Origin of the sequence: Paenibacillus sp. FSL M7-0802 (genome assembly GCF_038004945.1) — a bacterium.
GTDB classification, from domain to species: domain Bacteria; phylum Bacillota; class Bacilli; order Paenibacillales; family Paenibacillaceae; genus Paenibacillus; species Paenibacillus polymyxa_B.
The window spans coordinates 6166321-6185626 of the sequence record NZ_JBBOSD010000001.1 but is presented as its reverse complement, the minus strand read 5'-3'; the positions used below and the strand labels follow the sequence as shown (position 1 = coordinate 6185626).

Genomic DNA, 19306 nt, shown 5'->3' with positions numbered 1-19306 from the left:
GCGGGACAGCCCTTTTTATCATCTGAAATTTATTCTAAAGGACACGACGTGCTGTTGTGTAATTGCGACTCCACCATCCGGAATTTAGATCTGTAACCGTTACGCCGCCTTTACCATACGTATGCAGAATTTTGCCGTTCCCCATGTAAATGGCTACATGATGAATTGGTGCATAGAAAAAGACCAAATCGCCTTTTTTCAGCTGACTACGCGGTACAAAAGTGCCAACAGTTGATTGCTGTCTAGACGAACGTGGTAGCTTAATGCCATTTTGTGCAAATACATATTGAGTGAATGAAGAGCAGTCAAAAGAGCTTGTATTGCCAGCTGGGGCTCCATGCTCATAACGCACGCCCATAAACTGGGAGCCTTTAGAAATAATCCGATCAGCTTTACTTGCCGAAGCAGCATGAGTGGTGGCTGGTCCAACGACGAAGCTCCCTGCGCTCAATGCCAAAGTCATAGTAAAGCAAATACCCATCCACAATTTTTTAGAAGTATGTTTCATATATAAATTCCTCCGTTATTCGTATTGTGTTGATGTCCTGAAATGACAATAACACAAATAAAATATCCGGAATTTACCACTCATGGTTACAAACCTGTTACCCCAACGCTTTGTCCTCATTTATTAGAAAACGATGAGAATTTTCTCCTTAATTTTGGCTTGACAAATTGTATAGGCTCCACTTATAGATAGGCTCGTATGACAAAAAGCGACTTGCAGACGATTGGCACAAGCAATCACGCAAAATATACATACCTATATACTACAATTTATAACTTGTACGGGAGTATGCTCTGATTCCCGTTGACATTGTAAGGATCACACCGTATTTCCGGTCAGGAAGGGGAATTCGTATGGCTTCAAAGCAGAATAAAGCACTCAAAAAACGGCGTCTAACCATTGTTCAGGTCATTTCCAACTATCCAGATGCACAGCCGGTACCCTCCAACAAGGGCGGAACGGAAAAGGTCGTGCATGAATTAACTGAGGAATTGGTGAGACGAGGGCATCATGTATCTCTTTTTGCCGCTCTTGGGAGCAGGAGCAGTGCGCGGTTGATTACCTATCCCAAGGGTTTGAAACATAGTCAGATCCCCCAATATGTACTCCGGCATATGCCTTCCGACACACATATCATTCATGATCATACCTTTCGTTCTGCTGTAGGGCGTAGGAAGCTGCCTTGTCCATCAGTATGCACCGTTCATCTTCCAGTGAAGAGACACGGTAAAAACCCGGTATATGTCAGTAAACGAGCACGTCAGCTGATGGGCAGGGGCAAAGGATTTTATATCTATAACGGCATTAACACACATGAATACGAGTTCAGCAGTGAGAAGCGTGGCTACTTGCTGTTCATGGGCAGAATTATACGAAATAAAGGTGTATTGCAGGCCATTCAGGTTGCAGAACGAACAGGAAAAAAACTGCTTATTGCAGGTCCTATCAAAGCTCCAGAATTTTTCCGCAAAGAGATTCAGAAACGAATTCAGCGTAATCCGAATATACGCTATGTGGGGGCAGTTGGAGGCGAGCAGAAACAGAAATTGCTGAAACATGCAGAGTGTCTGTTGTTTCCGACACTGTGGGAAGAGCCATTTGGACTCGTTATGGTTGAGGCCATGGCTTGTGGAACACCAGTGCTGGCATTAAAAAACGGCTCCGTTCCCGAGGTGCTCTCGGGCTTTCCACAGTTGATTTGCAAATCGGTTAGCCAAATGGCACGAAAAGCACAGCAAAAAAACTACCCGTCACCAGCGAAGCTGCGTTTGTATGTGACTCAAAGATTTACCAACAAACAGATGACCAGTAACTACTTAAGACTATACCGTGAAATCATCCGTCGGAGAGAACACAAGAGAGGACAACGACAGCCTACACGGAGGTGAGGGGAATGCAGGTTAAACGGTATATGCTCGGAAAGGGCTCTTGGGCAACTCCTTATTATATAGCCACAGGGGCACAGAAAGGTCCGTGTGTGATGGTGGTGGCGGGAATACATGGTAAAGAAATAGCAAGCATACGAGCTGCTGAGAAACTGGTAAAGCTTTTGAATCAGCAAAAACTGCGATTTAGCCAGGGTAAGCTTATAATTGTACCGATTGTAAATCAAGAGGCTTACCGCAAACGGATTAGAGGAATACCTGATCTTAATCGAACCTTTCCGCGCAAAAAAAAGCAGCTGGCAACACAACCACTTTCCGCTGCTCTATTCAAATTAACACAAAAGCATCAACCGGAATGGTATCTCGACTTGCATGAGGCTAACGGATTGTCACAAAAGGATTCCAAGGTGCTTGGTCAAACGCTAATCACCAACAAAGCCAATTCGGTGGTTCCTGCGGTTCGCCGGATTATTAAGCGAATGAATCGCTCCATCCAGGTGAGCGACCGACATTTCAACATTCGGCTGCATGAGCTCCCAGGTTCCTCCCGCACTGCTGCAGCCCGCATTTTAGGTGCACGCGCGGTTACCGTGGAAACGGGTTGGAGCCTGCCCAAGAAAGTACGCATACACTATCAGTTAGAGATTGTCCGGCATTTTTTAAAAGAAGCCGGAATAGTCAAAGGCAACGAGGTATATTTATCTGCCAAGGTTAGAACTATTATCTCAAGAAAATATGGCATCACAAAATAAAATCGCTTCTGGAGCAAGGATTTTTTCACCTTGCTCAGGAGCGATTTATTATGTGCGACCTCCGTTCAGCGTGCTATGTTATATCTGAGGATTTTGCAAAAATCTAATAAGCGACTTCCAATGAACAATATATAGATCGCAATGCTCTAGTTCGTCTATATATTGCACTTTGGAGCGACTGGAATCGAATTTTGCAAAATCCTGATCTATGTGTTGTCAGGCCTCGGATTTATAGAAGGCATTCACCAAGCTGTTCCCCAGACGTACCTCAATCAGCTCCAGTGGTGTATCCAGATCGGCACGGATCGTGTGATACGTATCAACCGGAATGCTAAATACAGAACCGCTTGCGGCAGCAAAACGCTCTCCGTTCAGCATGACCTCTCCACGACCGGACACAATCGTCCATACTTTAAGTCCACTGCCGTGAATACGGCCATTCAAGCGGTGATCTGGCAGTACCGTCAGCCGTATGGCCAGTATATCGTTCAGACTCCGATGATCAAACTCGTCCAGCACCCGGTAACTGCCCCAAGAGGTTTCACCATGCATGGGGTGAAGTTGAAGTTTACCTAGCTGCTCCTTGATTACGTGGGCATGGCTCTTGGACGCAATGAGAATGCCGTCGGGACTCGCAGCAGCAATAATATCTTCCACGCCAATGACATGAATTGGATAGGGCAGCTCATTGACGATGTGCGTACCAAGAGTCTGACCACTAATCTGTCCACGCCCGATCACTTGGCTGCTTAGCTGCTCTGTTAGGGCCTGCCAGTTGCCGATGTCGTGCCATTCGCCATCGTAGGGCAGGACGATGGCATGTTCGGCACGCTCTGCAATCTCCTCATCAAAACTGCGAACCGGGAGGCTATCATACATTGCGCATAATGCTTTATCGTTCAGCGGCAAATAACTTCGCTCCATACAGGACAGCATATACCGTAATGTAAAAGCGTAAACACCACAGTTCCACAGCGCGCCCTGATGAATAAGCTGTTGTGCCCCGGAGAGATCCGGCTTTTCTGTGAAGCGGGCAACTTGCGCATAAGAAGTTTTCCCTTCCCGTATCATTTGCAGACCCGGAACGACATAGCCGTATTGGTCGGAGGGATGAGTAGGCCTTGTCCCAAGCATAGCCAGATCGGCTCCGCTCTCAAGCAATAAGCCGGAGAGCGCTGCTATGCTATGGAAGAAATCCTCCCCTGCATACATGTCCGCTGGAGCAATGCAGAGAACTTCATCCAGCCCCGTGCCTCTGGTGTGAAAATAAGCAGCCGCCAGTGCAGCTGCGGTGAAGGTTCCCCGTTTGGCAGGCTCGCCTAGAACGGGCAGACGACCTTCTGTATGGCGAAAGGCTAGATTTACCTGACTCCGATGAGCCAGAAGCAGGGCTGAGGAATCCAGCCCGGCTAAGGTGAGCTGACGGTACACCCGGCTGAGCATAGATTCCTTTCGCCCGTCAGGAGCGGACAACAACCGGAGAAACAGCTTCGACCGGATTTCGTTGGATAGTGGCCATAGCCGTTTTCCGGCACCACCGCATAACAATACGATGCGCACGGACGTTTCCTCCTTCAATGCAGATCCATTGTACTGCATCATTTTGCAGGATTTTAAGAACTATTTTAGCGATGATTCAATCTTTGTTTTTGGAGCAAGCTGGTACACCTTGCGTTGATGAAAAGATAAGGAGCGATAGCTCTTGGCCAAGACATCCAATTGTTTTTGCGACAGGGAAGAAGCCCGACTATGAAGCGCTTTATTCAATGACTTGCGCAAAATCATCCGAGAGGGTTGATTGCTGTATAAATAGTTGGCATACGTTTCATATTCGGAAAACCCAAACTGTTTTGTCCGGTCTATACTGTGGATAATTGCGCTGTACCAAGGTTTTCCATGTCGGGCCTCGATAACTTGCTTGAGCTGGGTAAGCCGAGCTTTTTCAAAAAGCATATAGTGAGTAACAAAGGACTTTGGTGAGGGAGCTTTAACGCCTATCAGCTTGTGATAGGTGCGAAAATACTCAGGCTGGCTCCAGCTGCGGTAGTAAAAAATCGTTTTTCCGTCTTTACGGAACGTATGTGGACGAATCAAAATCGTGTCCGCGTCAATGACGAGAAAAAAAGAGGCTTTACTGATTTTGTCGCCATTCATTTTGAGCAATTGTTGATACAGCCAGCCTGAGCGGTCCCAGCGCGTTGTCCCGTAATGAATATGTTTTTTGGTGATGGGCAGCACCGTTTTTTCGTCTATAAATGTACATTTCTTGTTTACGCACAGACGGCGAATCCCGGTGCTTTGCGGTGAAACGATATAAATAGTTCCAATTCGGTGCTGCACGTGACGGCGCAGACTGTCAATCACCAGCGGTAGTGTGGCAATATCTTTATCAATTGCGGGAATCAGAATATCGATTGTAAGGGAACCCTCTCGTGGCCCATCCGATTGCGCTGACATGTTATTCACTCCCTATATGTGCAAATATACGCTCCCAGCGTCTCCCAATATCGTATGCTTGGACAGGCGTTTTCGACCGGGCAGGTCAAACGTCCATTTCTATGCAGGACAGGGCTGATGAAGCTTCGAATGGGGAGTTAGCGCATACGATAGATTGATCTTTTTTAACAGGAGCGTTCTACCTGAGAGTAGAGAGGAGAGGGGCAAGTGAATTCTTCACAAGCGCAGGCGTTGCGCAGCAAATGGCATAAAACCCAATTGTTGCTCCAGCATGGAAGCATCAAACCTTATGTACCAGAAACTCGCAAATATAACAAAGCAAATTTGAAGTCAATGCTGGAGAAATACGGTATGGTCTATGTAAAACCCGAGCGAGGTACCTTTGGTAAAGGTGTAATGAGAGTAGAGCAGGAGGCCGGCCAGCGTTTCGCCTATCAATATGAGGAAACGCGTCAAGAATTCAAACATTTGGATGCACTATATACCAGCCTATCGAAACATACGGGGAAGAAAAGTTATCTCATTCAAAAGGGAATCCATTTACTACGCCATCAAATGCGTTATTTTGATATTCGGGTTATGGTGCAGCGGAATGAAAAAGGGCTATGGGAGTCTACCGGAATTATTGGACGTCTTGGTCATCCTCGTAAAATCGTGACTAACTATCATAGTGGTGGTAAGCCGATGGCCTTGGAGCAGTTACTAAAATCCCATTTATCGCAAAGCAAACAGGCGGAGCTGGTCAAGAAACTAAATGAACTGGGTCTTACCATCGCCAAACAACTGCAAAAAACATATCCGAATTTCCGGCAAATTGGTGTGGACATTGGACTGGATCATCGCTTTATCCCGTGGATTATTGAGGTGAATACGAAGCCGGACCCATATATTTTTAACCAATTAACAGATAAGTCCATGTACCGTAAAGTGTTAAGCTATTGGCGACTGGCTAATGAAAAAAGGAAAGTCTCCGTCCCAAGCAAAGATACAAATAAAGACAAGAATAAAGATAAGAGTAAAGATAAAAATAAGAATGTAATTAAAGATTCAAAAAAAGAAAAAATATCTTGACCAGTAGATTGCTTCATTGCCAGCAGCTAATACAGAAAAAAGGATGAATATTTCATAATTCATCCTTTTTAATTAGGATATTTATTTTTAAACGCGCCAAGTACCCAGTTGTTTACGTATAAGTACGATTTGTCCACTATGATATGCATCGTGCAGCGTCCACCGCGATAATTCTGCACCGAGAGTTTCGGAGCCGAAAGGCTTATCCAGATCAGCATCAGTCAAAGCAGTAATGGCGACAAGCAGTTGGTTTACAATAGCTTCTGCTTCTTTCAGTGTCTTCTGCCATCCTTCATGGTCTTCAGTATCCCCTGGCGGACCGAATGTCTCATCGTTGCTTATTCCAGTTGAGCTTACAGGTCGGTCAGTTAAACGTCTCAAAATACGCTCATTGTAATAATTAATGTGACGAACCGTTTGCCAAATCGTGTTTCCTCCACCTGGTGGTGTCCAAGTGGCTTCCTGTGTATTCACACCGTGAAGTGCTGCGGCAAGAGGAACAATCCATTCTTCCTTATCCCATGAATTTTCTCTTTGCAATACCAGCATATTTACTCGATCTCGGCTCACCTAACCCAACTCCTTTTGTAGGGATGTAACTAGCTAAATGTAGAATAAATCGTTACAATTAATAATGTAGCATGACAAAATAAGATTTGCAACCAGTTAAAATGATTTTAGTGGTTACAGGCGGTAGGGGGAACTCTTTTGAATACACTTTGGACTGATTTTGTAAACAGCGAATGGCATGACTGGAGAGGTAGCGGGCGTTCAGAAGATCGTTTGTTGAAGCCGGAATGGCAAAATGACTTTCTCATACAGTGGCAATTTTCCGCTCCGGTCCCAGCCAGTGCAGAAGATATCGAAGAAATGCAAATTCTCCGGCGGGAATTGCGTAGCTTCGCTGAGCACCTGACTTCCGGAGGACAAATGACATCTGATCTGGTGGATACGATTAACCGGAAGATGATAGAAGGGGGGCCGGTCACTCGCTTATTAAAGCAACAGGATGAGCATTTCAACATTGTGCTGGAACCTGTGGCAAACGGCTGGAAAAAAGTGCTGGCAGAGGTGGTAGCCGATTTTGCCCAGGCATTCGTCAATAGCGGCGGCTCTAGAATTCGTATTTGCGATAATACCGATTGCCGATGGGTATTTTACGATGATACCCGAAATCGGTCAAAGCGATTTTGCGACGATAAGATGTGCGGTAATTTGATGAAGGTACGTCGATTTCGCGAACGTAAGAAACAGTAGATGAAGCGAGAGAATTTACATGAGCAGTACATGTTGAGCCCACTCCTATATGAACAATGGAGTGGGTTATTTAAAATTGAACAACCAGTGACCCTATGCTATGCTTACATGAAAGAGAAGCTAGACGTACTAACGATGATCTTTACTATGCGTATAAACATCTGATGATACGACGAATAGAAAGGATGTATGCCATGAATTCTGTCATTGAACTTAACAATGTAAGCTGGAAGAGAGATAACCGCACCATACTGGACCAAATCAATTGGCAGGTAGCTGAGGGAGAGCACTGGGCTGTACTCGGCTTGAATGGGTCAGGTAAAACAACGATGCTCAATATGATTAACGGTTACATATGGCCAACCACAGGTAGTGTCGGTGTATTGGGCCATACCTTTGGAGATGTGGATCTGAGGGAACTGCGCAAATCTATCGGTTGGGTCAGTTCCTCTTTACAGGAAAGAATTAATGGGAGTCAGCGTACGCAGGATGTTGTCATTAGTGGCAAATTTGCCTCCATTGGACTTTATGATCAGACGACGGATACAGATTATGAACAGGCCGTTCAGCTTATGACACAACTGGGGTGTGCTCATCTGGTGGATCGGTTGTATCAGGGATGCTCACAGGGAGAAAAGCAAAAAGTGCTTATCGCCCGTGCATTAATGGCCTCGCCCAAGCTACTGATTTTGGACGAGGCGTGTAATGGTTTGGACTTTTTCTCCCGGGAAGCATTGCTGGATAGCGTTCGCCAGTTATCGGAGTCGCCGGCTTCGCCGAATTTACTGTATGTTACACATCATATCGAAGAAATTCTACCGATGTACACGCATACGATTCTAATCCGCCGGGGCACGGTATTTGCCAAAGGTAAAACGACTGATATTCTAAGCAGTGAAACGCTTAGTGCTTTTTTTGAAACGCCTGTGCAAGTAGAATGGAGACAGAATCGCGCATGGCTCTCTATGGTGTAGAGAGTCTTTTTTGCTCGCTAACCTGCTACCAACATAATCAGAATAGGCAAAATCAGGAATGAGGCAAGCGTGCTCCACAGGATGCAGGTGGAAACCAGTTTTGGCGATGCATTAAATTTTTCTGCTAAAATGACAGCATTCACAGCAACCGGCATCGAGGCCAAAATGAAGAGAACGGAGAACAAAAGGCCTGAAATTCCCAGTATCAGCATAGCAAGACAAGCCGCAAGCGGCGAGAGTAGAAGCCGAATTGTTAGTCCGGCATAGCTGGCTTTTTTAATAGACGACTCCAGCTTGAATATTTTTACATAAGCCATCTGGGTACCAAGGATCGCAAGCACGACCGGAGAATAGGCGGCAGCAATCATCGAGACGCCTGACTGAATCCCTAAGGGAAGATGCCAGTCCAGCAACCGCAGTCCCATGGCAAGTAGAGCTGCATAGATCGCAGGAAGTGAAAACACCGACTTAACAGCACTTTGAACAGAAAATTCAGAGCGGGCTGCAAAGTAAACGCCAATGGTATTGACCATAATCATCTGGATGACGACATACACGGAGGCTTTATCCAGACCGAGCTGCCCAAAGGCAAGTAAAATAAGGGGCAGGCCATAATTTGCACTATTGGTCAGCGTAGAGATTAAGGTAAGTCCAGCCGTTTCCGGAGTGCTCAGTCTAAAGATTTTCCCCGCTAATTGTGCAATTCCCCACAACAGCAGCAGGTTCAGTATTGAAAAAGCGGCAGTCTGCGCCACATCATGCCAGGAAAGCTGTGCTTTGAGTAGCGTGTCCAGAATCATTGCGGGGCTTAAAAAATATAAATACAAAGTCGAGAGCGGTTTCGTTTCCAGCTTCATGAATTTGCCGAGTAAAAATCCGGCGATCACCGGAATGGACAGCGGAACGATAACGGATAATAGAGTTGAAAGTACGATTTGAATCATGAATTCCACCCATCCTTTCTGTAATGACATTTTCCATTATAAGACGCTACTTTCGAGCCCGTCCAAGATGAAAATACAATCAAGGTCATAGGTACATACTATGAAGCTTTCGACACTTATTGTGAAAACAACAAAAGGGATGCCCACAGCCATGTTGAACGGCTAATAGGGCATCCCTCTTGTTATAATGAACCAATGATGCTGCTAATTTATGCAGTAGCCACGGTTTCCGCTTTGATTCGGCAATCGTCAGAGCAATAGTGCTGATGCTGTTCTCCGCAATCCGGACATACGATATGCTGGAGATTGCACACCGGGCAATTGATATAATGATCGCTCGGCGTTTCACAATGGAAGCACTTGCCAACAATGACGTCCTCATCCGTATGATTGATCGGAATCGAGATTCGTTCGTCAAACACGTAGCATTTACCGTCAAATAAACGTCCTTGTACTTCCGGGTCCTTGCTGTAAGTCACAATGCCGCCATCCAACTGGCCTACATCGTTAAATCCTTCTTTGATCAGAAGACCGGACAACTTTTCGCAACGGATACCTCCGGTGCAGTACGTCAGGATTTTCTTGTCCTTGAACTGAGTCATATTGTCGCGAATCCATTGTGGAAATTCACGGAACGATTCGACTTCGGGGCGAATAGCCCCGCGGAAATGACCGATGTCATATTCATAGTCATTACGTCCGTCCAGAACAACTACATCTTCATCTTGAAGCTGTTCATAAAACTCCTTTGGTGACAGACGCTTACCGCTAATTTCATTAGGGTCCAGCTCATCTTCATGACGCAGCGTAACAAGCTCCTGACGATGGCGTACAAATATTTTCTTGAACGCATGACCGTCAGACTCATCTATTTTAATAACGATATCGTGGAATTTCGGATTGGCGCGCAAATCACGCATATATTGCTCCGTTTGCTCTACTGTACCAGACAGTGTTCCGTTGATTCCTTCCGCAGCAATCAAGATTCTTCCCTTGACGCCCAGCTCCTTGCAGTAAGCCAGATGCTCTGCCGTAAAGGTGGCAGGATCTTCAATGTTGACATATTTGTAAAACAACAAAATTCGATAAGCATGTTCACACACGTAAAATCACCCTCTGATTCAAGTCAAAGTTTTTTAACAAGCAATTTTAAATGTACCACATTCTTTAAGTTAGTCAACTTAAATGTATAAAAAGTGGAAATGGAAAAGATGACGAGCGACAAAAGTAAGGGTTTACATTATAATAGTAACGTAGTGATGAGGGGATTTTTAGTAGCAGGATGAGTTCTACTAGATGAAAGGATGAATGAAATGAAACATCATTTGACAGCGCATACACCCCCTATGGGGTGGAATAGCTGGGATTGCTACGGTGCAGCAGTACGGGAAGAGGAAGTACGGGGAAATGCTCAATATATGGCGGAGCACCTGAAGGAATATGGTTGGGAATATGTCGTGGTAGATATTCAGTGGTATGAGTCAGGAGCAGTATCTTCACAGTATCGCCCGTTTGTCCCATTGGAAATGGATTCATTTTCACGTCTTATTCCAGCGGTGAATCGTTTTCCTTCGGCAGCAGATGGACGAGGCTTCCAAGCTCTTGCGGAATATGTACACGGACTGGGATTGAAATTTGGTATACATATTATGAGAGGCATCTCCCGTCAGGCGGTGCACCAGGATACCCCGATTTTGGGAACCACAGCCACGGCGAGACAAATTGCGCATCCCAACTCTATTTGTCCTTGGAACACAGATATGTATGGGGTAGATGCATCCAAGGAGGGCGCACAGGAGTACTATAATTCATTGTTTGACCTGTATGCGGAATGGGGTGTGGATTTTGTCAAAGTAGATGACATTGCTGCATCACGTCTCTATGGTATTCATTTGGCGGAAATTGAATTGATTAGGCGAGCTATCGCCCAATGCGGACGTCCGATGGTGTTGAGTCTATCGCCTGGTCCGGCACCGCTGGAGCATGCATCCGATTTAATCGCAAACGCGAATATGTGGCGTATGACGGATGACTTCTGGGATGTATGGCCTTTACTGTATGGTATGTTTGAGCGCTGCGAAAAATGGGCGGAACATGTAGGTCCAGGTCACTGGCCGGATTGCGACATGCTACCACTGGGTCATCTGGGTATTCGTTCGGTAGATTCGGTAGATTCCGGCAGCCATGACCGATGGACACGCTTTACGAAGGATGAGCAGCTAACGATGATGACCTTGTGGAGCATTTTCCGATCTCCACTGATGTTCGGGGGGGAACTGCGGGATAATGATGCATGGACCCTTTCCTTGCTAACTAATGAAGAAGTGTTAAATGCTCATCGTAACGGTTTGAATGCGCGGCAGGTGTATAGAAAGGATGAACATATCGTTTGGACTTCACATAACGAGGAGGGTCATGTATATGTAGCTTTGTTTAATGCTGGAGATGAAGCTTCAAAGGTGCGTGTATCCTTAAAAGACCTTGGTATTGAAGGGCAGGCAAATGCCAGAGATTTATGGAACCATATAGATTTAGGTGTTTTAGCACAAGAACTGTCCGCAGATTTACCTCCTCACGGAGCAGCTCTATTTATTTTGAAATAATGTAAGGAAGAACTATGCGCAGTTCCAACCCAAGCACCTTATCGTAAAAGTGGAAGGCATCTTTACGATAGGGTGTTTTTTTGCATGTGTAACTTTAGGATATTTTAACGAACTCGACATTATTCTTGGGAATATGACATTTGGAACGTGTTAATTTTATATAGTGCCTATTTCTGTACAAATTTAAATCATTCTAACGAATAGACTCGAGAAAGGAGTCAAATGATGAAATTAAAAAAAATCCACAAAAATGAACAGGACGAGCCTTGGCCCTCTAGCAAACCAATATTATGTATCGGGGGGGCCAATCTGGATCGTAAAATCATGATTAAAGGTACATTTCAGCTTCATACCTCCAATCCGAGCAGTACAAGGCTGCAATCTTGCGGTGGGGTAGCACGAAATGTAGCCGAAAATTTAGGGAGGTTGAGTCAGCGGGTCAGCCTGCTAACTGCGGTTGGGGACGATGCGGAAGGTGAATTTATTATCGAACAATCCAGCCGTTACATGCACGTGGTTCCTCTACAAGTCAAAGGTGAACCGTCAACTGGGGTTTATACTGCCTTGCTGAACGAGCGTGGTGAACTGATTGTAGCGACAGCAGAAATGGAGATTTATGATCAGATTCGTCCTTCAGTAATTTTTGAAAATGCTCCTTTAATCGCCTCGTCCCGACTGGTTCTGCTGGACACTAATTTCTCTATGAACGTAATTGCGGCCACCATACATGTCTGCCATGAGCATCGGGTTCCGATTGTCGTTTCTTCGGTATCAGCCTCCAAGATGAGAAAGCTTCCCCGAAATTTGCATGGGGTGGAATGGCTGGTATGTAAACCGGTGGAGGCTGAAGCCTATTTGGGGCTAGAACTTACAGATGATCAGCATATGTTGGATGCCACCCGGATTTTTCACAAACTTGGGGTTCAAAATGTCATTTTTATCTGCGGTGCTGATCGTGTTTTGTACGCCTCTCAGGATGGAACTCATGGACAAATTCCTATGCATCCTGTTCAAGAGGTCATTGATGTCACAGGCGCAGATGATGCTTTTATTGCCGGGATGATTTATGGTATTACCCAAGGTTATCCTATGGAGCAAGTGTGCCAATTTGGAATTAGCTGTGTCGACTTGACCCTGCAAACGGATCGGACGGTTTCAGAGACCCTTTCTATGAATAAACTCCATTCTAGGTTTCAGGAGCTGTATGGCACACATTCGCAAAATTTTGTGTTTTTCAAGGGCGTGTATTTTAAAAAGAAAGATACATAAGTAATCAAGAGAACTCTACCCTACAACAACGCGTATTTGGAGCTTCACGTACGTAATGGCCTCAATTATTGAATTTGTAAAAGGAGCATGTTGTCTGATGGACAGTGTGAAATACGTAATTGTTTTTCTGCCACTGTGCCTCCTTTATTTGCTTTTAAAGGGAGGTTCTTTGGTAGTAGGTTTACTCTATCGATTGATCTATTCCATGCGGCCCTTACATGCAGGACAGGATAACGAGTTTCGTGCTGTGCAGCACGCTAAACGTATTATCGTGATCGGCTCGCCGGGAAGCGGTAAGACTTTTTTGGCCAAACGTCTTTCCATGTGGACTCAATTGCCGTATATCTCTTTGGATGATTTGTATTGGGGCCCGGAGTGGAAGCGGAGCACTGACAAACAATTTCTCAAACAGCTGGGTGAAGTGCTCCAAAGGGAAGAGTGGATCATCGAAGGGAATTATCATGAGCGTTATTTTACCGAGCGACTCCAGCGCGCCGATACGATCATTGTAATGGATGTTAGTACGCTTGAAGCAATAACAGGCGTTATCACACGTTCGCTCAACCGTTTTCTGTTTTCCAAGGAGCTACCTAAAGGAGTGAAGGAGGAAGCAGTTCGTATTTGGGATATTTCGCCTCGCTTTGTCCGTTTTGTTCTGGGTTTTCGCAGGCGTATTCGTCCTAAAATCTGGCCGCTCATTATGCAATATGGTAACCAACGGAATTTGATTATCTTGAAATCTAAATATCGTTCATGTCCCTGGACAGCTCCAGATAGACGATCATCTCCTTGACTAGAACTTACGTTTCGTGTAAAGTGGTGAAAATTGTAATATATAGGAATAGTGTAGACCAAGGATCAAAGGTTCAATACCCGCTGTACAGAGAAGAAACTCATGGGCTGAAAGGTTTCTCGCCGCGAATGAACGTTTCCCTGCCTTGCGAGCTGTAGCGGTTTGTAAGATAAACCGTTACCGGCTAGACGCCGTTATCTGATGAAGGACCGTTCCGTGTATGGTTACGGTCAAATTAAGGGTGGTACCACGACACATTCGTCCCTGACGGATGTGTCTTTTTGCGTACATTTTATCGTCCATATAAGGAGGTAGCTACACATGCGCCAAAGCCAATTATTACTGACAACCTTGCGTGAAGCACCCGCAGAGGCCGAAGTGATCAGTCATCAGCTTATGCTGCGGGGAGGATTTATCCGTCAACTGGCGGCTGGAATGTACACCTACATGCCACTGGGCAGACGGGTGCTCAGAAAAGTAGAGCAAATCGTACGGGATGAAATGGATCGCGTAGGGGCTGGGGAACTGCTGATGCCTGTATTGCAGCCAACGGAGCTGTGGCAAGAATCAGGGAGATACGATGTTTACGGTCCTGAGCTGATGCGTTTGCAAGATCGGCATGATCGGGAGTTTGCTTTGGGGCCTACACATGAAGAGGTCATTACGTCTTTAATACGAAATGAAGTGAATTCTTATCGCAAATTGCCTGTAACCCTGTATCAAATTCAAACCAAATTTCGGGATGAACGACGTCCTCGATTTGGCCTGCTTCGCAGCAGAGAATTCTTAATGAAGGATGCCTATTCGTTTGATGCACATTGGGAAGGACTAGATCATACCTATTGGACCATGTTCCAGGCATATCATCGTATTTTCACCCGCTGTGGTCTAAATTTTCGTGCTGTAGAAGCAGATGCGGGTGCCATTGGTGGCGAAGGTGAAACCCATGAATTTATGGCTCTAGCTGATATTGGAGAGGACACAATTGTAGCATGTACCTGCTGTGAATATGCAGCTAATCTTGAAAAAGCCGTGGCGCGGTCGACGGGGGAAATAGAAATAGCCCCAGTCTCAGATGAAAATGAACATGTCAGCCATCCTTCTTTCGATACAGCTAAAATGGAAAAATTCCATACTCCAGGTCTGCGCACAATAGATCAACTGGTTGAATCGCTTCACATAGAACCTGAAGAAATCATCAAAACACTGATTTATATGGCTGACGATCAACCTGTTGCTATAGTTGTCAGGGGTGATCATGAGGTCAACGAAGTGAAAGTTAAACATATTTTAGGTAGTGAAAAATTCGAAATAGCAAGTGCAGACACCGTATCAAAGGCGACTGGAACCCCCTCGGGGTTCATAGGCCCATGCGGATTGACGATCCCTGTGTGGGTAGATTACGCCGTTGTCCAAATGTCCAGCGGTATCGCGGGCGCGAACGAGCTGGATTATCATTATCGACATGTGAATCCAAGACGCGATATAGATCTTCGGCATGTAGCTGACTTGCGGAATGTCATAGAAGGGGATAGATGTCCTCGATGTGACGAAGGGGAATTGAAACTTCATCGTGGGATTGAGATCGGACACGTATTTAAACTAGGCACCAAATATAGTGAGAAGCTGGGTGCGACTTTTCTGGATGCTTCCGGAACTGAGCAAGCGATGATTATGGGCTGCTATGGCATTGGCGTATCCCGGATCCTTTCTGCCATTGTAGAGCAAAATCACGATCAGAACGGAATGATATGGCCTTATGCGCTGGCCCCATTTCAAGTTCAAATTATTCCGATTTCTGTGAAAGACACGCTTCAGATGCAAATAGCCGAGAAATTATATAACCAGCTGCAGGATCGTGGCGTGGAGGTGCTGCTGGATGATCGGGAGGAACGGCCCGGGGTTAAATTCAAAGACTCCGATTTAGTAGGTATTCCCGTGCGCATCGTCGTTGGTAAAGATGCCGAACACGGGAAAGTAGAGTTAGTGGAACGAAAAAGCTGCAACAAAGAGACGATTCATATCGAAGATGTAGAGAGACGAATATTGGAACTACACTAAGCATCTGTATCCCGTAGAATATGACCTTCTCCAAGTGTAATCTCATGAAAGTCCGCCATCTGACGTGCCTGAAACCGGATGGGCTTGTCCCGACCAATCATAATGATATTTTGAATGTCGGCAGCGCCTTCCGAGGGGAGCGAGAAAGTTGTGACATAGGCGAATTCTTCACGCAACGTTGTGTGAATGGCATTGATCAGGTGGTCGTGTTCACTTTTGCCCATTAAATTCATGATCAGGGAGCCTTCGGAATCCAGCTTTTCTTTGGTCATCTTGAAAAATTCCCAGGATATTAAATGCAAGGGTGTACCCTGCTCCGTGAAGGCGTCCAAAATAATATAGTCATAAGCATCCGGCGCTTCCTTCTCCAGAATGCGTCGTCCATCGCCAACAGTCACATTATCCTGATCGTATCCAAAGAATGTTCGGCTGAACTCTACGACTTGTGCATCCAGCTCGGCAATCTTAAAGCGTTTATCTGTAAAATGACCCGCTATTGTACCTATACCGTGCCCAATAACAAATACATCTTCAAATGACGGATCGTTCAGCTCCATGAGATGGATGATTGCTCTCGGATATTCGAACACAATGCGTTGCGGATGATTCAAGTCCACCGCGCCTTGGACGGCTGTATTTGAAAACTGCATTACTCGAAATAATCCCTTTTCACCATACAGCTCAGTGGTTTCGTATACTGTGATTTCATGATTATGGCTCAATTTTTTGTACAAGACATCCAAGTGAATGATCTCCTTCAAGTCAGACTTCCTCCTCATCTTAGAGATTGATAGGGGGATTGTCCATAGATGAGGAGAATTGAAAGTTCACATTTCCAAGCATCCCTAATTAGGTAGAATTGTTTATTTTTCCATAACGGAGTTGTTTGAACTTGTTCGTATGTCCTTTAGGAGATATAATATACAAGGATATAATGAAGTTCGTTGTGTATATTCATACAGGAAGAGAGCGGGATATTATGGGACGTAAGTGGAATAACATTAAAGAAAAGAAGGCATCCAAGGATGCTAATACGAGTCGTATATATGCTAAATTTGGCGTGGAAATTTATGTGGCAGCCAAACAGGGCGAACCTGATCCTGAATCCAATCGGGTATTAAGAGTCGTTTTAGAACGTGCAAAAACGTACAATGTACCCAAAGCAATCATTGACCGTGCTATTGAAAAAGCAAAAGGTGCTGGCGATGAAAACTACGTAGAGCTTCGTTATGAAGGTTTTGGACCGAACGGTTCCATGGTCATTGTAGATGCACTGACCAATAACGTTAACCGTACAGCATCAGATGTGCGTTCTGCTTTTACTAAAAATGGCGGTAGCTTAGGCGTGAGTGGATCTGTAGCCTACATGTTTGATTCAACAGCAGTTATTGGTCTGGTGGGTAAAACCGCAGATGAAGTGCTGGAGCTGCTGATGGAGGCAGATGTAGAGGTACGTGACATCATTGAAGAAGATGAAGCCGTCATCGTATATGCAGAACCTGATCAATTCCATGCTGTGCAGGAAGCTTTCAAACAAGCAGGAGTGACTGAGTTTACCGTTGCGGAGCTCACCATGCTTGCCCAAAATGATATTTCTCTTCCAGAAGATGCACAGGTTCAATTCGATAAATTGATTGATGCATTAGAAGATTTGGAGGATGTTCAGCAGGTTTACCACAATGTAGACTCTGAGGAATAGTCTTTGTTAGTTAGTTTATAAAAACACCGTATTCCGATACGGTGTTTTTTTTGTATAGTCATCACCGGACCTCAGTCGCTAATCTTTAGCGGAGTGGCTGAGATTATCGGGAAAGTAACAGGCCAACCGATTCAGCATATCTCGTTGTCTGATGAAGAGTTGGAAGTGGGAATGGTTCACGCTGGAATGCCTGAAGAGTATGCAGATATGTTGGCGGGATTGGATAGAAGGATACGTGAAAATGGAAGTAATAATGAAGGGGGCAATTGAATCAACCTGTCATATTCAAAAAGAAGGTTCACTGATCTAGTGGCGAGCGTGATACCGTTCCCGGTTATTTCTTTTTAGGGTCATAAGAATAACCAGGATATTTGACGACGGGCCATTTTACCTTTCGTAAATTAGAGATCACATCAGTACCTACATGTAAATTACTCTGAATCAGTTCTGTGGGGGTAAGAGCCATCCATTGATTTAGTGAAACATCCGCAAAACGGTCACTCTTAAACATTTCAAGAAACCATAGTGAGCTAGAGCCAGTATTTTGAATATAATGACCGTAAGCAAAAGGCACATATCCGACATCTCCGGCTCTAAAATCAAATGTGCGGGCCGCGCCATTACCACCAAAGACAGTCATCCGTCCTTGCCCTGTAAGATAGTATTGCCATTCGTCATTATTGGGGTGCCAGTGCATTTCTCGCATGGCTCCGGGCTCAATCTCAACAAGGGCGGCTGCGATGGTTTTGGAAATCGGAAAATTGGAGGAGTCAACGATTCGTACGCTTCCGCCCGGCGTTTTGATTGGGGGCTGGGCTAGTAATTCATGCTTGAAGGATTGGGGCAATGTCCCGTAAGGAGAGGGAACCGCTTGGCTTTGGATTGAACCGGGAACGGAATCCTGATAGATGTATACTTGATCTTGAGGAATCGCTGCAAAATCAGCTTCTGGTACACCAAAATTTGCAGAAAGTACGTCTTTGGGAGTATGTGCGAACCAATCCGAGATGGATAGGGTGTTCAGATCGGAGAAACTGCCATCATCAAAAACCAGCAAAAATTCGCACCCATCCTCAAGCCCCTGTATAGAGTGCGGAATGCCAGGAGGAAAATACCAGAGATCCCCGGGACCCACATCAGCAATAAAATTACGTCCATTTTGGTCAACTGCCGTAATGCGAGCACTTCCCAACAGCATATATGACCATTCCGCCTGCTGATGCCAGTGAAGCTCACGTACACCACCCGGTGTTAAACTCATATTCACCCCGGCAAGGGTTGTAGCAATAGGTAATTCCCTTACTGTTACTTCTCTTGACCACCCACCATGATTAAGCTGCATATGAGCATCAGAAAAAGAAAATCTCATATTCGGAATGAGACCATTGTCCGTTACGGGGGGAACCAGCATATCAGGATTCTGTAGATCCCTCATCACATCACGTGGACCCTTGTCGATACCCCCAGCACCATCACTTCTGATGGGTTGGGGGATTCTTGCATTTTTCGGGCAATCATTATGCATCATTAGAT

The 19306-nt window shown here is 45.3% G+C and carries 19 protein-coding genes; 11 read left to right on the top strand and 8 right to left on the bottom strand.

Annotation, left to right across the window (positions count from 1 at the left end; genetic code table 11):
* Window positions 1–34 precede the first annotated feature (34 nt).
* Window positions 35–508: a C40 family peptidase gene (locus MHB54_RS28245; RefSeq protein WP_028541384.1), complete on the bottom strand. Its 474-nt coding sequence runs from the start codon at window positions 506–508 to the stop codon at window positions 35–37.
* A gap of 353 nt (window positions 509–861) precedes the next feature.
* On the opposite strand from MHB54_RS28245, the gene MHB54_RS28240 reads away from it, so the two are divergent.
* Together MHB54_RS28240 and MHB54_RS28235 are read left to right on the top strand one after the other, a co-directional pair.
* The gene (locus tag MHB54_RS28240; RefSeq protein ID WP_264453821.1) at window positions 862–1896 is read left to right on the top strand and encodes a glycosyltransferase family 4 protein; all 1035 of its coding nucleotides are present in this window, start codon (window positions 862–864) and stop codon (window positions 1894–1896) included.
* A gap of 5 nt (window positions 1897–1901) precedes the next feature.
* On the top strand, window positions 1902–2645 hold the full coding sequence (locus MHB54_RS28235) for a succinylglutamate desuccinylase/aspartoacylase family protein (protein ID WP_264453820.1): 744 nt from the start codon (window positions 1902–1904) through the stop codon (window positions 2643–2645).
* Between the two features lie 216 nt (window positions 2646–2861).
* On the opposite strand, the gene MHB54_RS28230 is transcribed toward MHB54_RS28235, so the two are convergent.
* Window positions 2862–4205 carry a sugar phosphate nucleotidyltransferase gene (locus tag MHB54_RS28230; RefSeq protein WP_023988467.1) on the bottom strand — a complete coding sequence of 448 codons (1344 nt, stop codon included), beginning with the start codon at window positions 4203–4205 and terminating at the stop codon, window positions 2862–2864.
* 60 nt (window positions 4206–4265) lie between these two features.
* Window positions 4266–5102 carry a DUF6492 family protein gene (locus MHB54_RS28225; protein ID WP_023988468.1) on the bottom strand — a complete coding sequence of 279 codons (837 nt, stop codon included), beginning with the start codon at window positions 5100–5102 and terminating at the stop codon, window positions 4266–4268.
* Window positions 5103–5309: 207 nt separating this feature from the next.
* On the opposite strand from MHB54_RS28225, the gene MHB54_RS28220 reads away from it, so the two are divergent.
* Window positions 5310–6173, top strand: a complete 864-nt coding sequence (locus tag MHB54_RS28220; protein ID WP_023988469.1) for a YheC/YheD family protein — start codon at window positions 5310–5312, stop codon at window positions 6171–6173.
* 87 nt (window positions 6174–6260) lie between these two features.
* Here MHB54_RS28220 and MHB54_RS28215 read toward each other — a convergent pair whose 3' ends face one another.
* On the bottom strand, window positions 6261–6743 hold the full coding sequence (locus MHB54_RS28215; protein WP_023988470.1) for a DinB family protein: 483 nt from the start codon (window positions 6741–6743) through the stop codon (window positions 6261–6263).
* 138 nt (window positions 6744–6881) lie between these two features.
* On the opposite strand from MHB54_RS28215, the gene MHB54_RS28210 reads away from it, so the two are divergent.
* Both MHB54_RS28210 and MHB54_RS28205 read left to right on the top strand, forming a co-directional pair.
* The gene (locus MHB54_RS28210; protein ID WP_023988471.1) at window positions 6882–7430 is read left to right on the top strand and encodes a CGNR zinc finger domain-containing protein; all 549 of its coding nucleotides are present in this window, start codon (window positions 6882–6884) and stop codon (window positions 7428–7430) included.
* A 194-nt stretch (window positions 7431–7624) separates the two neighbouring features.
* Window positions 7625–8404 carry an ABC transporter ATP-binding protein gene (locus tag MHB54_RS28205; protein ID WP_023988473.1) on the top strand — a complete coding sequence of 260 codons (780 nt, stop codon included), beginning with the start codon at window positions 7625–7627 and terminating at the stop codon, window positions 8402–8404.
* A gap of 17 nt (window positions 8405–8421) precedes the next feature.
* Here MHB54_RS28205 and MHB54_RS28200 read toward each other — a convergent pair whose 3' ends face one another.
* Together MHB54_RS28200 and trhO are read right to left on the bottom strand one after the other, a co-directional pair.
* Window positions 8422–9348 carry an AEC family transporter gene (locus MHB54_RS28200; protein WP_069080113.1) on the bottom strand — a complete coding sequence of 309 codons (927 nt, stop codon included), beginning with the start codon at window positions 9346–9348 and terminating at the stop codon, window positions 8422–8424.
* Between the two features lie 209 nt (window positions 9349–9557).
* Window positions 9558–10451 carry an oxygen-dependent tRNA uridine(34) hydroxylase TrhO gene (gene trhO / locus MHB54_RS28195; protein WP_264453818.1) on the bottom strand — a complete coding sequence of 298 codons (894 nt, stop codon included), beginning with the start codon at window positions 10449–10451 and terminating at the stop codon, window positions 9558–9560.
* A 210-nt stretch (window positions 10452–10661) separates the two neighbouring features.
* On the opposite strand from trhO, the gene MHB54_RS28190 reads away from it, so the two are divergent.
* From MHB54_RS28190 to MHB54_RS28175, 4 genes are all read left to right on the top strand, one after another.
* Window positions 10662–11951 (top strand): glycoside hydrolase family 27 protein, encoded by a 1290-nt coding sequence (locus MHB54_RS28190; RefSeq protein WP_075154161.1) that lies wholly within the window; start codon window positions 10662–10664, stop codon window positions 11949–11951.
* 225 nt (window positions 11952–12176) lie between these two features.
* The gene (locus tag MHB54_RS28185) at window positions 12177–13220 is read left to right on the top strand and encodes a carbohydrate kinase family protein (protein WP_023988477.1); all 1044 of its coding nucleotides are present in this window, start codon (window positions 12177–12179) and stop codon (window positions 13218–13220) included.
* Window positions 13221–13317: 97 nt separating this feature from the next.
* Window positions 13318–14013, top strand: a complete 696-nt coding sequence (locus MHB54_RS28180) for a hypothetical protein (RefSeq protein ID WP_076160904.1) — start codon at window positions 13318–13320, stop codon at window positions 14011–14013.
* A gap of 321 nt (window positions 14014–14334) precedes the next feature.
* Window positions 14335–16074, top strand: coding sequence for a proline--tRNA ligase (locus MHB54_RS28175; protein ID WP_023988479.1), 1740 nt, complete (start codon window positions 14335–14337; stop codon window positions 16072–16074).
* Here the strand turns inward: MHB54_RS28175 and MHB54_RS28170 are convergent.
* The gene (locus MHB54_RS28170; RefSeq protein ID WP_028541373.1) at window positions 16071–16835 is read right to left on the bottom strand and encodes a spermidine synthase; all 765 of its coding nucleotides are present in this window, start codon (window positions 16833–16835) and stop codon (window positions 16071–16073) included. The genes MHB54_RS28175 and MHB54_RS28170 overlap by 4 nt on opposite strands.
* A 218-nt stretch (window positions 16836–17053) precedes the next feature.
* Between MHB54_RS28170 and MHB54_RS28165 the strand changes: the two genes are divergently transcribed.
* Window positions 17054–17773: a YebC/PmpR family DNA-binding transcriptional regulator gene (locus MHB54_RS28165; protein WP_013310214.1), complete on the top strand. Its 720-nt coding sequence runs from the start codon at window positions 17054–17056 to the stop codon at window positions 17771–17773.
* Window positions 17774–17866: 93 nt separating this feature from the next.
* The gene (locus MHB54_RS28160; RefSeq protein WP_226887860.1) at window positions 17867–18043 is read left to right on the top strand and encodes a hypothetical protein; all 177 of its coding nucleotides are present in this window, start codon (window positions 17867–17869) and stop codon (window positions 18041–18043) included.
* Window positions 18044–18107: 64 nt separating this feature from the next.
* Here MHB54_RS28160 and MHB54_RS28155 read toward each other — a convergent pair whose 3' ends face one another.
* Window positions 18108–19298, bottom strand: coding sequence for an oxalate decarboxylase family bicupin (locus MHB54_RS28155; RefSeq protein WP_023988481.1), 1191 nt, complete (start codon window positions 19296–19298; stop codon window positions 18108–18110).
* Window positions 19299–19306: the final 8 nt, after the last annotated feature.

Bases quoted from the DNA above. Each gene is read 5' to 3' on its own strand.
- MHB54_RS28165 (WP_013310214.1), top strand. From the start codon at position 17,054: ATGGGACGTAAGTGGAATAACATTAAAGAAAAGAAGGCATCCAAGGAT.
- MHB54_RS28235 (WP_264453820.1), top strand. From the start codon at position 1,902: ATGCAGGTTAAACGGTATATGCTCGGAAAGGGCTCTTGGGCAACTCCT.
- MHB54_RS28175 (WP_023988479.1), top strand. From the start codon at position 14,335: ATGCGCCAAAGCCAATTATTACTGACAACCTTGCGTGAAGCACCCGCA.
- MHB54_RS28185 (WP_023988477.1), top strand. From the start codon at position 12,177: ATGAAATTAAAAAAAATCCACAAAAATGAACAGGACGAGCCTTGGCCC.
- MHB54_RS28190 (WP_075154161.1), top strand. From the start codon at position 10,662: ATGAAACATCATTTGACAGCGCATACACCCCCTATGGGGTGGAATAGC.
- MHB54_RS28180 (WP_076160904.1), top strand. From the start codon at position 13,318: ATGGACAGTGTGAAATACGTAATTGTTTTTCTGCCACTGTGCCTCCTT.
- MHB54_RS28225 (WP_023988468.1), bottom strand. From the start codon at position 5,102: ATGTCAGCGCAATCGGATGGGCCACGAGAGGGTTCCCTTACAATCGAT.
- MHB54_RS28200 (WP_069080113.1), bottom strand. From the start codon at position 9,348: ATGATTCAAATCGTACTTTCAACTCTATTATCCGTTATCGTTCCGCTG.
- MHB54_RS28155 (WP_023988481.1), bottom strand. From the start codon at position 19,298: ATGCATAATGATTGCCCGAAAAATGCAAGAATCCCCCAACCCATCAGA.
- MHB54_RS28245 (WP_028541384.1), bottom strand. From the start codon at position 508: ATGAAACATACTTCTAAAAAATTGTGGATGGGTATTTGCTTTACTATG.
- MHB54_RS28205 (WP_023988473.1), top strand. From the start codon at position 7,625: ATGAATTCTGTCATTGAACTTAACAATGTAAGCTGGAAGAGAGATAAC.
- MHB54_RS28240 (WP_264453821.1), top strand. From the start codon at position 862: ATGGCTTCAAAGCAGAATAAAGCACTCAAAAAACGGCGTCTAACCATT.